Origin of the sequence: Rothia terrae, from assembly GCF_012396615.1 — a bacterium.
Lineage (GTDB): Bacteria > Actinomycetota > Actinomycetes > Actinomycetales > Micrococcaceae > Rothia > Rothia terrae.
The window spans coordinates 67,899-80,937 of sequence record NZ_JAAXPV010000009.1; the positions used below are offsets into that span (position 1 = coordinate 67,899).

The 13,039-nt window shown below is 54.9% G+C and carries 10 protein-coding genes; 3 read left to right on the plus strand and 7 right to left on the minus strand.

The annotated features are described in order from the left end of the window. Positions 1 to 191 precede the first annotated feature (191 nt). The 5 genes from HF984_RS06430 to HF984_RS06450 all read right to left on the minus strand — a co-directional run bounded on the left by HF984_RS06430 (position 192) and on the right by HF984_RS06450 (position 6,680). Positions 192 to 2,339, minus strand: coding sequence for an MMPL family transporter (locus tag HF984_RS06430; RefSeq protein ID WP_168614853.1), 2,148 nt, complete (start codon positions 2,337 to 2,339; stop codon positions 192 to 194). 88 nt (positions 2,340 to 2,427) lie between these two features. Further along, positions 2,428 to 3,432: a hypothetical protein gene (locus HF984_RS06435; RefSeq protein ID WP_168614854.1), complete on the minus strand. Its 1,005-nt coding sequence runs from the start codon at positions 3,430 to 3,432 to the stop codon at positions 2,428 to 2,430. A gap of 190 nt (positions 3,433 to 3,622) precedes the next feature. After that, entirely contained in the window at positions 3,623 to 4,264 is a 642-nt protein-coding gene (locus tag HF984_RS06440; protein WP_168614855.1) for a LutC/YkgG family protein, read from the minus strand. Next, positions 4,264 to 5,883 carry a LutB/LldF family L-lactate oxidation iron-sulfur protein gene (locus tag HF984_RS06445; protein ID WP_168614856.1) on the minus strand — a complete coding sequence of 540 codons (1,620 nt, stop codon included), beginning with the start codon at positions 5,881 to 5,883 and terminating at the stop codon, positions 4,264 to 4,266. The genes HF984_RS06440 and HF984_RS06445 overlap by 1 nt, the downstream gene beginning before the upstream one ends. Beyond that, positions 5,883 to 6,680 carry a (Fe-S)-binding protein gene (locus HF984_RS06450; RefSeq protein ID WP_168614857.1) on the minus strand — a complete coding sequence of 266 codons (798 nt, stop codon included), beginning with the start codon at positions 6,678 to 6,680 and terminating at the stop codon, positions 5,883 to 5,885. Before HF984_RS06450 ends, HF984_RS06445 begins: the two co-directional genes overlap by 1 nt. 553 nt (positions 6,681 to 7,233) lie before the next feature. On the opposite strand from HF984_RS06450, the gene HF984_RS06455 reads away from it, so the two are divergent. Both HF984_RS06455 and HF984_RS06460 read left to right on the plus strand, forming a co-directional pair. After that, positions 7,234 to 8,913: an L-lactate permease gene (locus HF984_RS06455; RefSeq protein ID WP_168614858.1), complete on the plus strand. Its 1,680-nt coding sequence runs from the start codon at positions 7,234 to 7,236 to the stop codon at positions 8,911 to 8,913. Positions 8,914 to 9,013: 100 nt separating this feature from the next. After that, complete coding sequence (locus HF984_RS06460) at positions 9,014 to 9,721, plus strand: FadR/GntR family transcriptional regulator (RefSeq protein WP_168614859.1); 708 nt, start codon at positions 9,014 to 9,016, stop codon at positions 9,719 to 9,721. A 78-nt stretch (positions 9,722 to 9,799) separates the two neighbouring features. Here HF984_RS06460 and HF984_RS06465 read toward each other — a convergent pair whose 3' ends face one another. Next, on the minus strand, positions 9,800 to 10,729 hold the full coding sequence (locus HF984_RS06465) for a phosphoribosylaminoimidazolesuccinocarboxamide synthase (RefSeq protein WP_168614860.1): 930 nt from the start codon (positions 10,727 to 10,729) through the stop codon (positions 9,800 to 9,802). Between the two features lie 85 nt (positions 10,730 to 10,814). Next, on the minus strand, positions 10,815 to 12,098 hold the full coding sequence (gene purD, locus HF984_RS06470; protein ID WP_168614861.1) for a phosphoribosylamine--glycine ligase: 1,284 nt from the start codon (positions 12,096 to 12,098) through the stop codon (positions 10,815 to 10,817). Between the two features lie 233 nt (positions 12,099 to 12,331). Between purD and HF984_RS06475 the strand changes: the two genes are divergently transcribed. After that, a complete protein-coding gene (locus HF984_RS06475) occupies positions 12,332 to 13,009 on the plus strand; it encodes a TetR/AcrR family transcriptional regulator (protein WP_168614862.1) in 678 nt (225 codons plus the stop codon). Positions 13,010 to 13,039: the final 30 nt, after the last annotated feature.

Genomic DNA, 13,039 nt, shown 5'->3' on the forward strand with positions numbered 1-13,039 from the left:
TGCCTGTACATCTCAACAATCGGTGTTCGAAGCGAACCGCGTATGTAACAACTGAAGATACCGCACGCCAAAAGGCCCCGCCTACCTCAACGGTAGACGAGGCCTTTTGCGTGGCAGTCCTCTAACGCGCACCCGTCATCTACTCACACATGGAGATTTGATGCACGAAGTAGAACTCCGGTGTACGTTAGCTAAACGTCCCTTTTCGCCAGCTTGGACGGCCACCAGATCTTCTTGCCAATGTCCTCGACCAGAGCGGGGATCAGTAGCGCACGCACAATCGTCGCATCTAACAAAACACCGAAAGCCACGATGAAAGCCAGCTGAACCATGAAGACCAGCGGAATGACAGCCAGTGCCGCAAAGGTTGCCGCCAGCACGATGCCTGCTGAGGTGATGACGCCGCCGGTGACGACAAGAGCCTTGCGCATGCCTTCGCGGGTGCCGACTTTCTTGGTTTCCTCGCGCACACGCGTCATCAGGAAGATTGTGTAATCGATACCGAGCGCCACGAGGAACACGAAGCCATAGAGCGGTACGGAGGGGTCTGCGCCGGGAAAGTGCAGCACGTGGTTGAACACTAGCGCTGAGACACCGATGGCGGCCAGGAATGATAGAACGGTCGCGCACACCAGCATGAGCGGAGCAGCAAGAGAACGCAGCAGAAGCATGAGAATCAGCGTAATCACAAGTAGCACCGATGGGATGATGACTTTCAAATCGCGCAGTGCACTGGTGTTCGTGTCAATGTCTGTTGCGGTTTCTCCGCCCACCAGAGCAGCGGGGTCGGCATCATCGAGCGCCTGGCGAATGTTCTGCACGGTGTCTTCAGCCGCGGGTGAGTCTGCCGGGTCGCTCAGGGTTGCTTGCAGTAGGACGCGTCCGTTTGAGACGGTAGGCTTAGCGTCAGCGAACATGGGCGGTAGTCCTTGGGCGGATGCGCCTACGGGGACGGTGCCTGATGGTGAGTCAGCAGAAATTGCGGCGATGGAATCAACACCATCGACCGATTCGATAGCCTGAACTGCTCGGTCTAAAGCCGCCTCAGAAACAATGATGTTTGCCGGTGAGCCGGAGCCGCCGGGAAAGTGCTCAGCTAGAACGTTTTGTCCGTCGCGGGCGTCCGACTGTCCGACGATGAGGTCTGACTGGCGAATACCGTCAGCACTGAGGGTTGGCGCGAAGGCTGCGCAGATTGCCAAGCCTACAGCGGTGAAGATCCATACCTTGCGCGGTTTAGCCGCCACGAAATCCGCGATTTTGGACCATAGGCCGGGTTTTGTTGGCTTGGTGTTTTCACGGTACTTGGGGCGTGCAGGCCAGAAGACCGCGCGTCCGCCCAGAGCAAGAGCTGCGGGCAGGAAAGTTAGAGCCGCAAGCATGGACAGCACGATGCCGGTGGCGGCTACGGGGCCGAGCGCTTTGTTCGAGGACAGTTCGGAAAGTAGTAAACACAGCAGGCCGGCGATGACAGTACCGCCGGATGCGACGATGGGCTCCCAGCTTCCGCGCAGGGCATTGGCGGTTGCGTCAAAGCGTGAGCGGTGATGCGTGAGGGCTTCGCGGTAACGGGCCACGTAGAGCAGCGAGTAGTCGGTGGCGGCGCCCACCACGAGAATCAGTAAGATGCCCTGTACCTGCCCGTTGATCTGTACCCAGCCGGCATTAGCCATGTGCCAGATGATGAAGATTGAACCTGACAAAGCCACAATCGAAGTCAGCAAAACGACAAAGGGGAGAATCGGTGAACGGTAAACAACCAGCAGAATAACGAAGACAACAGCCAGTGCTACCAGCAGCAGAACTCCGTCGATTCCGCTAAATGCCTCGCCGAGTGCCGCTGCAAAACCTGCAGGACCGGTGACGTAGGCGTTCAGCCCGTCGGGTGTGTTCTGAAGGTGCGAGGAAATAGTTTCAACAGCGTCCGAGGGAGTATCATCGCCGGGCAAAGGAACCACGATTTCAGCGGCTTGACCGTCTTCGGAATAGATAACGGGAGAGGTCTGACCTTCTACTACACCGGTGTCTTTCAGCTGCCCGGGCAGGGCATCGAGGTAGGCGCGTTGCTCGCCGGTGAGCTCGCCCTCGGCTTCGAACACAGCGATGGCGGGAATGGTGTTGCCGTCGTAGAAGTCGCCCTGTTGCTGGACTACCTGAGTAGATTCAGCACTCTGCGGCAAAAAGTCGGTAGATGAGTTCGTGGAAACCTCTGAAATTTTGCCGAAGTATGGGCCACCGACGCCTGCAACGGCTACCCAGAGCAACACTAAAAGTGCTGGGAGAAACACGCGGAGCCAGGATTTTTTACGCGGTTGAGAGCTGTCTTTAACCGATGCCATGATGATTCTTTCGTGCGTATGTCTGTAGGTGTACTTCGACACTAGCAGAAAGTATACGAATGGTTAGGTTAGTCAACTAATTTGGTGGTTAGCCGCGTCCCGTCAAGGCAGCAAGGATGCTTTCAAAAGGTCCGCGGTGCAGAGGGGTTGCACCTAGCAAGCGCTTCCACAGAACCGCAAAGAGAATTGCTACAACGATGAGAAGGCTCATCACCCACCAGGAGTCATCGCTCAGCGGCAGACCGTACCTTGGCGCGTACTTCATGTAGGCAGCGAGAATACCGATTTGCAGCACGTACAGTGACAGCGTCATCGACCCGGTATCGGTCAAGGGCTGCAGCACCTGCGGTTTAGCTCTGAAAGCACGAGCAACCAGAGCGCACCATCCCATAGCTGCTGCTGCGGCAAGAATGTTGAAGAAAACCTCGAGTCGGGCACCCGAGTACACCATCAGTGAACTGGTAGGACGCGTGTATAGGTAAATTGCGATGGCGCCCGCACTTGCCACCAGTGCAAGACCGAGGTCGCCCCAAACTCCCCAGCGCTGCATCCCGCGGGCAATGATGATCCCCACGGCTGCCCAGCACACCATGGTAAAGACGCGGTAATGAGAGCCTGCGACTGTCCAGTTCGCTAGGTATTGCAGCCACGATCCTTCAAGAACGAGTTCGCGGTTGAGGTTACTCCCCCACGTCAGCACGTAGGGGTTTACCAGCGTAATTACAGCGGCAATAACAGCTAGAACCCAGGAGGGAGCAAGCACCAGCGGCACCACCACAATGCTGAGCACACCAAAGTATTGCAAAATAATGTCAACGGAAGCACCCCAGGTGTCCAGCCACATACCCAGCGCGATCAGCACAATTCCTCGTACTACAGAGGACGCGAACAAAAAGGTCATGTTCATGTGCTGTAACGACAGGTATGCCGAGGCACCCAGCAAAGCCGCGAACAGCGGCATCGTCAAAAACTCGCTCAGAGTTAGTACACCGCCCGGCCCGGCACTCGGCGCTGTATGCGCCACAAACATAGACACAAGCGCCACAAAACGCGCAAGGTCAATACCGATAATACGGCCGGTAGCGTACTTCATAGACTGGCTTCTTTCTTGTCTCAAGAAGAGGAGCTATTAGGAGCTTTAAGCGTATACAGCCCGCTGCTCGAAATGTAGATAATGCGCCTGTGAATCTTTTCAAACCGGGTTGTACTGCTCGCGTTTTTAAGAAAAAACCCGCCCCTGATCTGCAACAACAGACAAGGGACGGGTTTTACATGCTCAAGAATTACTTGAGGATAATGACGTCCAAAGTACGCGGACCGTGCACGCCCTCAACACGAATCAGCTCAATATCGGAGGTCGCTGACGGGCCGGAAATCATGGTCACCGGCTTGTTGAAATCCACGCGTCGCATCGACTCAGGAATCAGCTCAACCACGGTATCCAGCGGCACCACGCAGATATGGTGATCGGGCACCAGGGTAATAGCGCGGCGTCCTTCATCTTCCTGAGATGTCAAGAAAATCGTGCCGGTTTCAGCGCAGGAGACGGTGGATGAGGTAACAACCGCATCAACAGCGTCCAGCTCGCGAAGGCTCAACGCACCTGACTTTTGGTCGTTGCCAGAATCCACCATGCGGGTGCGAGCCGCGGTATCTTCAGGCAGCCACTCATTCTTCAGTCCGGTAGGAACAACGTAGCGAGAAGACTTACCCAGCTGCTCAGCAATGCGCTGCGCAATGGTTTCCTCAGTCTCTTCAAAAACGTTCGCCTTGTAATCAACCAAACGGTCAATCAGCATCTCAAGAACCTCAGCTTGGCTCTTATCTGAAACCTTACGATAATTGCGAATAGGCTCAGCAGGCTGCGGATGATCAGACAGCGAAGAACGAATACGGCCTAGGATTTCTGCCTTTGCATCAGACATTACTTGGTCTCCTCAGTCTTCGGTGCGGGCTTATCGGTAGCAGCAACTTCAGCTGCAGCATGTGCTTCTGCAACCTTGTTCTTGTTCTGCGCGATCAACGCATCAATATCAACGCGTTCACCGGCAACGCGCTTGGTCTCTGAAGGACGCTCCTTCTTGTACCAGTTACGGAAGGACTGTGCCGGGGGCTCCGGAATATCACGGTAGTCCGTCCAGCCGCCTACCAAGCCGGGAAGCTTAGAAATCTTGTGATCCTTACCGGTGACCAGCTTGGACATCGGCAGACCCTTTTCTGCCAGTGCCATGAGCTTGCCCGATGAGAACAGCTTCTTAGCGCCGAACATCAGGCCGTCCATCTGGGTAGGAATCTGCTTCTTCTTTGCTTTCTTCGCGTCAATATCCTTACCGCGCAGGTGCACGAGCACCTCGGGGATGTTGATTTTGACGGGGCAAGCGTCGTAGCAGGCGCCGCACAGTGATGATGCGTAGGGCAGAGTTGAGTTGAACTCGTTCTCGATGCCGCCCAGCTGCGGTGAGAGAATCGCACCGATGGGGCCGGGGTAGGTTGAGCCGTACGCGTGACCGCCCGCGCGCTCGTAGACGGGGCAGACGTTCATACATGCCGAGCAACGGATGCAGTGCAGTGCCTGGCGTCCGACCTCATCAGCCAAAGCCGCGGTACGGCCGTTGTCCATAAGAATCACGTGCAGGTTCTGGGGACCGTCGCCGGGGGTAACGCCAGTCCAGGTAGAAGTGTAGGGGTTCATGCGCTCACCGGTTGATGAACGGGGCAGAAGCTGCAAGAACACTTCGTAGTCTTCTACGGTCGGCAGAATCTTCTCGATACCCATGAAAGTAATCAGGGTTTCGGGAAGGGTCAGGCACATGCGGCCATTACCTTCCGATTCGACGATGGTCATGGTGCCGGTTTCAGCAATACCGAAGTTAACACCTGAGACAGCGACCTTGGTGGAGAGGAATTTCTCGCGCAGACGGAAGCGTGATGCCTCTGCCAGCTCTGCGGGGTCGTCCGACAGGTTGGGGTCTACACCCTCAATCTTCTTGCGGAAGATATCGCGGATTTCAGTGCGGTTGCGGTGAATTGCGGGCACCAGAATGTGCGAAGGACGGTCGTTATCGCCCAGCTGCACGATCTCTTCAGCGAGGTCGGTTTCGATCGCGTTGATACCGTTTTCTTCGAGGTACTCGTTCAAACCTGATTCAGCGGTTGCCATCGACTTGATCTTGATGATTTCGTCAACGCCTTCAGCCTGAATGAGCTTGAGTGCAATCTCGTTAGCTTCGTGCGCATCGCGTGCCCAGTGCACGTGGCCACCGCGAGCGGTGAAGTTACGCTCAAATTCTTCGAGGTAGGTGTCAAGGTTAGCCATGACCTTTTGCTTGATCATTGAACCCGCGGTGCGCAGATCCTGCCAGTCAGGAAGCTCACCGGTGACAGCCGCGCGCTTGTCGCGAATCTTGTGGGTAGCAAAGCCCAGGTTCGCGCGAAGCTGCTCATTCTTGAGCTCGCGTTCTGCGTACTTGGGGAAGGGTTCGGTTTCGAAGATGTTGCCGACGCCGTGGCGCACCTGGGGCATACCGAGCTGAGTTACAGACATTATTTGCTACCTCCGGTCAGTGATACGGGACCGTTGACTTTCAGGGGGTTTTCTTTGGTGGACGCGAGAATTTCAGCGAAGTGAATGGTCTGCACGTCTGAGTTCTTGCGAGAGAGCGCGCCGCCAATGTTCATCAGGCATGAGACGTCGCCGCCGGTGCATACGGATGCGCCGGTCTTCTCAATGTTCGCGACCTTGTCTTCGACCATCGCGCCTGATGTATCAGCGTTCTTGAATGAGAAGGTGCCGCCAAAGCCGCAGCACTGGTCAAGGCCTTCAACCTGGGTGTACTGAATGCCTTCAACGGTGCGCACGAGGTCAGACTGACGAGTACCCAGACCCAGCAGACGCATACCGTGGCATGAGCTGTGGTAGGTTACGTGCTCTGGGAAGTACGAGTCAAGCTGCTCGGCTGCATTGGTAATGCCCAGAACGTCAATGAGAAGTTCTGAGAGCTCAAAGGTGCGTGATGCCAGCTGGTTTGCGCGTCGTGCTAGGTCGTCATCGCCCTTGCGCTCTGCAATCATCGGCTGTTGGTGTCCCAAGGATGCGACGCATGAGCCCGAGGGTGCAACAGCTACATCGAAATCCCATTCCTCGAAGGATTCCACGTGGTTTTTAACAATCGGGTAGGCATCGTCGAAGTATCCCGAGTTAACGTGCATCTGCGAGCAGCAGGTCTGGCCCTGCGGGTAAACAACCTCATGCCCCAAACGCTCAAGAATATCTACGGTTGCTTTGGCAACCTTCGGATACATGCCATCAACAATGCACGTTGAAAATAGTGCAATACGCATGTTCGCCTCTTCCGTTCATCTGGTGTTGCGCGTCCTGTATCTTTTGATTGCTTCTTCACTACCGATGCTCAGCAGGCTTCAGGTTCACAAAATCTACTGACACCCGTGAAAAAGATCTATGGAAAGAACACACAATACATGCAAAACATATAATTTCTAATTTTTATTTAACACTAAAGAGGAGCATTTAAGGCCATCGGATTAGCGCATATTTTTATGCCTGAATCCACGCTCACGCCACGAGTTACCACCGTAGGAAGATTTTCTTTGAAAAATATCCAGCATCTCTTCAAAAGCCGCCGGAAGCTAGGTTGCATAGGCAATCCCACTCCCTCTGCACCCGCAGAGCAGGTGTCACAAATCGGTAAAAGTTTTCTTTACCCTAACTTTCACATCGTGAGCTGCATCATGTATTGTTTGGTTAGTTGTTATTGGTCTGACCACAGTTGTGAAGACCAACCCGTGTGCACCTCACAAACTTCAGCGCGACGAAGCACTGCAGTAACGCTCAGAAGCTAAGAGAGTGCAACGTTCCACTTCAGGAGTACCTACGATGAATACTTTCACCGCGCATACCGATGCGGTGGGCGGAAGCCTCGCATTGAGCGCACTGGTGGCAGTTTTGCCACTGCTCGCGTTCTTTATCATGCTGCTCGGCGTTAAAGCACGCGCCCACACCTCAGCAATCGTTTCGCTCGCTGTCGCTATCTTGGTTGCTGTCATCGGCTTCAAGATGCCGCTGGATCTTTCTTTAATGTCCGCAGTCCGCGGCGGTATCTACGGCCTGTTCCCCATTGTCTGGGTTATTCTCATGGCAATCTGGTTCTACCAGGTCACCGTTGTATCGGGTCGTTTTGAAGACCTGCGACGCACCTTTGACCGCATCGGCGGCGGCGATCTTCGCATCCAGGCAATTCTGATTGCTTTCTGCTTTGGTGGTCTGCTCGAAGCACTGGCAGGTTTTGGTGCACCCGTTGCGATTACCGCAACCATGATTCTGGCACTGGGTGTTAAGCCGCTTAAGGCAGCTACCACTGTTCTTATTGCTAACACCGCGCCCGTTGCTTTCGGCGCTGTGGCTATTCCGATCACCACCGCTGGTGAGGTCGGCGGCAAGGATGCTGCGCACATCGCTGCGGTTGTTGGACACCAAGCTCCCTTCCTCGCGTTCTTTGTCCCCTTCATCCTGCTCTGGATTCTTGATGGCGTTCGCGGCCTCAAGGACGCCTGGGTTCCCGCAGCTGTTATTGGCGGCTCATTTGCGATTGCTCAGTGGTGGGCAGCGGTTCACTTTGCATACCAGCTCACCGACGTCATTGCCTGCATCGTTTCGCTCGGTGTAGCTGTTGCCTTCTTGCGCTTCTGGAAGCCCCGCGGTGTTGAGGGCGTTCGCGAGCGCTACGGCCTGGGTGCGGCTACTCCTGCGTCCGTTGGTGAACTCACCGGTATGCGTATTTGGATGGCGCTGATGCCTTATGCAATCGTTGTGGCGATCTTCGGCTTGGCTAATCTGGGCAAGGCAATTCCTGCGGCTCTCAAGTCAACTAACGTGAAGATTCAGATGCCCCTGTTGAAAGAGCGCCTGATCAACGGCGCAGGTAAGCCTGTTGATTCTTCATATTCTTTCGCGTGGCTCAACAACCCCGGCACCCTGCTTCTGATTGCCGGTCTGATTGTGACTGTCTTGTACCTGATCTTCAATGAAAAGGGTCGCTACGCTTTCACCTTCGGCGATGCTATTAAAGAAATCTTTACCACCGCATACCGTATGCGTTGGACTGCTCTGACCATTGCATGCGTGCTGGCTCTGGCGTACGTCATGAACTACTCCGGTCAGACCGTTGCTATCGGTGAGTACGTTGCATCGTTGGGCACCATTTACGCCCTGCTCGCGCCCGTTCTGGGTTGGGTTGGCACCGCTGTTACCGGTTCTGACACTTCAGCGAACGCACTGTTCTCCAAGCTTCAGGTCACCGCAGCAGAGCACCTGCAGTCCAATGGTGTTTCAGGTGCAACTCCCGAGCTACTTCTGGCTGCTAACACCACCGGTGGTGTTGTTGGCAAGATGATCTCACCGCAGTCACTGGCTATCGCCGCTACCTCCGTTGAGATGGAAGGCAAAGAGTCAGAGATTTTCAAGTCAGTTCTACCGTGGTCATTGGTACTGCTTGCAGCTATCTGTGTTCTCGTCTTCTTGCAGAGCAACATTCTTCACTGGATGGTTACTCTCTAAGACCTCACCGCTAGGTAAAATTTGAGTTGATCGGCGCTTTCTGGAATATTTCAGGAGGCGCCGATTTTTTGATGGCGATAATAAAAGCGAGTGTGACGATTTGAAGGAAAAGTCCTTTACCCTGTTACTGGAGTCCGTGGAATGCCGGTTGCGCAGCGGCGATCTCAGTGTTGGCGACAGATTGCCGGGCGAACGCGTCCTAGCTGAGCAGTACGGTATTTCGCGCGCGTCCGTGCGTGAGGCCTTACGAGTGCTGGATGCGGTAGGGCTGATTCGCAGCGGTGTGGGATCCGGGCCGAAGTCCGGTGCTGTGGTTATTTCAGAGCCTTCTGCCGCTTTGGGATGGGCTATTCGTATGCATATTGCCACTCAGTCGCTACCGGTTATAGACGTCATCAACACGCGTCTGCACCTTGAAGGCCCTGCCATTATTGAGGCCGCCCAGGCACCTGACTCGCCAGAACGCGACGCGGCTTTAGATCGGGCACGCGACTACCTGAACGAGATGGCTTCGCCAACCATCAGCGATGACCGTTTTCACTGTTGCGACACCCGTTTTCATTTTGAGATTGCTGCGCTGGGCAGCAATCTCGTGATGAAAACCGTGATTGATTCTTTGCGTCTTGCCACAATTAGCTATGTGCAAGAAGCCGTACCTCGTCTTGATGATTGGGTGTCTGTCAAAGAAGAGCTGCAAAAGCAGCATCACGGAATTTTGGATGCGGTAGTAAAGCGTCGCGGGAATGACGCCCGCCAGTTGCTCGAAGAGCACATCATGTGGTTCTACAAAAAATCACTCAAATTTTAAGACCGCGAGGGGTGAGTTATCGTTCAAAAATCAGGGTTTTTGAACGATAACTGACCCCTCGCGGGTATGAGAAAAGAGTTATGCGCTGAACTTTTCTCCGGTCAGACGCTCGTATGCTTCAACGTAGCGCTGACGGGTCTTTTCAACAATATCCTCGGGCGCTTGAGGCAGTGCTGAGTGGCCGTCCCAGCCCGATGCGTCTGACTTTAGCCAGTCACGGATGAACTGCTTGTCAAAGCTTGCCTGCGACTTACCGGGTTCCCACGCTTCTGCATCCCAGAAGCGAGATGAATCAGGGGTAAGAACTTCATCGCCTAAGGTGATTTCACCGCGGTAGGAATCCAAGCCGAACTCAACCTTAGTATCAGCCAGAATGATACCGCGTTCGCGAGCGATTTTTTCAGCGGTTGAGTAAACGTGCAGGGTGAGTTCGGTGAGGCGCTCACCGATGGGCTGTCCCACCTGCGCGTACATTTCTTCGTAGGTGATGGGCTCGTCGTGTTCACCCACTTCTGCCTTACCTGTGGGGGTAAACAGCGGGGTCTCTAGGCGTGAACCGTCAACCAGTCCATCAGGAAGCGGGTGGCCGTAGACTTCACCGGTCTTCTTGTACTCGGCCAGACCAGAACCGGTCAGGTAACCGCGCGCAATGCACTCAATCGGGAACATGTTCAACGACTTGCAGATCATCGCGCGGCCTGCGACTTCTTCGGGCACGTCGGTTGAAAGCACGTGGTTGGGAACGTCTTTCAGCTGATCGAACCACCACAGCGACATCTGGGTAAGGATCTTGCCCTTGTCGGGGATAGCGGTGGGCAGAACCTTATCGAACGCGCTAATGCGGTCGGATGCGACAACCATAACAGAGCCGGCGCGCAACTCGGCGTCGTCGTCAATGACGGTGCCGGTTGCTTCAAGGCGGTCTTCGTTGGGTACGTAGAGATCGCGTACTTTGCCGGAATAGATGTGCTTCCAGCCTGCGATCTCGATGGACTGATTGTGGGGCATGGGGTTTCTCCTGAAAATGATGTTTTGGTGCGGGGAATCAAAAGGTGGCTTCAAGCATGAGCCTGAAGCCACCGGGTGCAAAGTTTTATGAGTCTGCTGACGGTACAGTGATGCGGTTTTCAGCCGCTGCCAGTGCTATGTCCTTACGGTACTGAGCGCCGTCCCATGAGATAGCGTCAATACCCTTGTAGGCGAGCTCGCGCGCGGATGCGAGGTCATCACCGAGCGCTACAACTGCCAGGACGCGTCCGCCTGCGGTGATGATTTCGCCGTCTTTTTCTGCGGTGCCAGCGTGAGCAACGTGAACACCATCCAACGCGTTAGCGGCATCAAGGCCCGAGATAACATCGCCCTTGCGGGGAGTATCGGGGTAGTTTTCCGCTGCCATGACAACATCAACAGCGGTGCGCAGGTCCCAGTCGAGGGCGATATCTTCTGCCAGCTCGTTCTTAGCAGCAGCCATGAGCAACTGGCCCAGTCCGGTGCGCAGGCGAGCCAGAACAGCCTGAGTTTCGGGGTCGCCAAAACGAGCGTTGAACTCGATGACGCGAACGCCGCGCTTGGTCACAGCAAGACCGCAGAACAGTACACCGACAAAGGGGGTGCCGCGTCGAGCCATTTCAGTGATGGTGGGTCGAGCTACGCGTTCAACAACTTCTTCGACAAAGCCTTCGGGTAGCCACGGGAGCGGGGTGTATGCACCCATGCCACCGGTGTTAGGGCCTTCGTCGTTATCAAAGATGCGCTTGAAGTCCTGCGCCGGTGACAGCGGAAGGACGTTAGTGCCATCACAGAGCACAAAGAGAGAAACCTCGGGGCCGTCTAGGTATTCTTCGATGACAACAGAGCCACCAGCTGCAAAGCAAGCGTTGGCATGAGCGGTTGCGGCATCGCGATCTTCAGTCACCACAACGCCCTTGCCGGCTGCCAGACCGTCGTCCTTCACCACATAGGGCGCGCCAAAAGCATCCAGCGCAGCGATTGCTTCTTCTTCGGTGGTTGCAACGTGTGCGAGCGCAGTGGGAACCTCAGCCGCCGCCATGATTTCTTTGGCAAATGCCTTAGAACCTTCAAGAGTTGCTGCTGCTTTGGATGGGCCGAAGACAGCAAAGCCGGCGTCTCGCAGTGCGTCTGATACGCCAGCTACAAGCGGAGCCTCGGGGCCAACAACCACAAGATCTACCGCGAGTTCTTGAGCAATTTTGGTTGCCTCTTGGGGGTTGTTAGCGTCGATTGCGTGGGTGGTTACGTCCTGAGCAATACCTGCGTTGCCGGGTGCCGCATGCACCTCGGTGACCGCTGAATCTGCTTTAAGTGCTCGGATAATTGCGTGTTCTCGCCCGCCGGGGCCAAGTACCAAAACCTTCATTTTTCTAGGCTACCGGGTGGGGTCACGATTTAGTAACTTTTGCACGCCGCGAGTGTGGATTTATCCCCTTAAAATCGGGCTGGATGCGCTCGGTGTGACGCCGGGAGCACCCGGCATGAAGCCATTGGGATTTAGGGGCTGGGCTGATAAGTTCTGCTCTTTGGTTTTGTCAGTGACAAAGCGCACCCACAAACTGTTTGCAGTTTCTGCATAATTGCAGTTACTGTAAATACATGCTTAAACCACCGTCCCACACCCTCGACAAACGCAGAGCGCGCACTCTTGCTACGCGCACAGCAATCTTGGATGCGGCAGAAGCTCTCGTCACCGAAGACGGTATCGGGGCACTCACCACCAAGGCGCTGGTTGAAAAAGCAGGCGTCTCAGAACGCACCATCTTCAACCACTTCAGCCATATCGATCACATCCTCATTGCTCGAATTACCGAGTATATAACCCCACTCTTCAACTCGGACTGCTTTTCACACGAAGAACAACTCCACGTTGAAAAGGTAGAAGATCTGCCCGATGCAATCGAAGCAAAGTTCTTAGCGAGCATCCTTGAACCCGAGGTGCAAAGCGCGCTCAATAAGTACTTCACGCTGGCCTCGGCAATGGCTCAGCAGAACCATCGGCTCTTAGCAGAGAACATTTTCCAGTTGCTGATGCGTGCATCGGTCGTCGGAATGGAACGCCTTGAAAAAGAGTTCCCCCAACTCACAGTGGATCAGCGCTACAAAATCGGCATTTACCTGCACAACCTCACCTTCGCGCTGGGAGCTGGTTTTGGCCGCGGAGGTGAAACCCTCTGCGATACCGACAACCCCCTTTCAATGCCGGATATCGAAGAGTTCATCCCGCATTTCAAGTGGGCGATCCAGCAGGTCAACCAGGGTAAACCCACCCTGTAAACCCAAGTTTTTAACTACAAGTACACGAAG

Excerpts from the sequence above, each read along its gene's own strand:
- HF984_RS06430 (WP_168614853.1), bottom strand. The coding sequence starts at position 2,339 with ATGGCATCGGTTAAAGACAGCTCTCAACCGCGTAAAAAATCCTGGCTC.
- HF984_RS06435 (WP_168614854.1), bottom strand. The coding sequence starts at position 3,432 with ATGAAGTACGCTACCGGCCGTATTATCGGTATTGACCTTGCGCGTTTT.
- HF984_RS06440 (WP_168614855.1), bottom strand. The coding sequence starts at position 4,264 with ATGTCTGATGCAAAGGCAGAAATCCTAGGCCGTATTCGTTCTTCGCTG.
- HF984_RS06445 (WP_168614856.1), bottom strand. The coding sequence starts at position 5,883 with ATGTCTGTAACTCAGCTCGGTATGCCCCAGGTGCGCCACGGCGTCGGC.
- HF984_RS06450 (WP_168614857.1), bottom strand. The coding sequence starts at position 6,680 with ATGCGTATTGCACTATTTTCAACGTGCATTGTTGATGGCATGTATCCG.
- HF984_RS06455 (WP_168614858.1), top strand. The coding sequence starts at position 7,234 with ATGAATACTTTCACCGCGCATACCGATGCGGTGGGCGGAAGCCTCGCA.
- HF984_RS06465 (WP_168614860.1), bottom strand. The coding sequence starts at position 10,729 with ATGCCCCACAATCAGTCCATCGAGATCGCAGGCTGGAAGCACATCTAT.
- purD (WP_168614861.1), bottom strand. The coding sequence starts at position 12,098 with ATGAAGGTTTTGGTACTTGGCCCCGGCGGGCGAGAACACGCAATTATC.
- HF984_RS06475 (WP_168614862.1), top strand. The coding sequence starts at position 12,332 with ATGCTTAAACCACCGTCCCACACCCTCGACAAACGCAGAGCGCGCACT.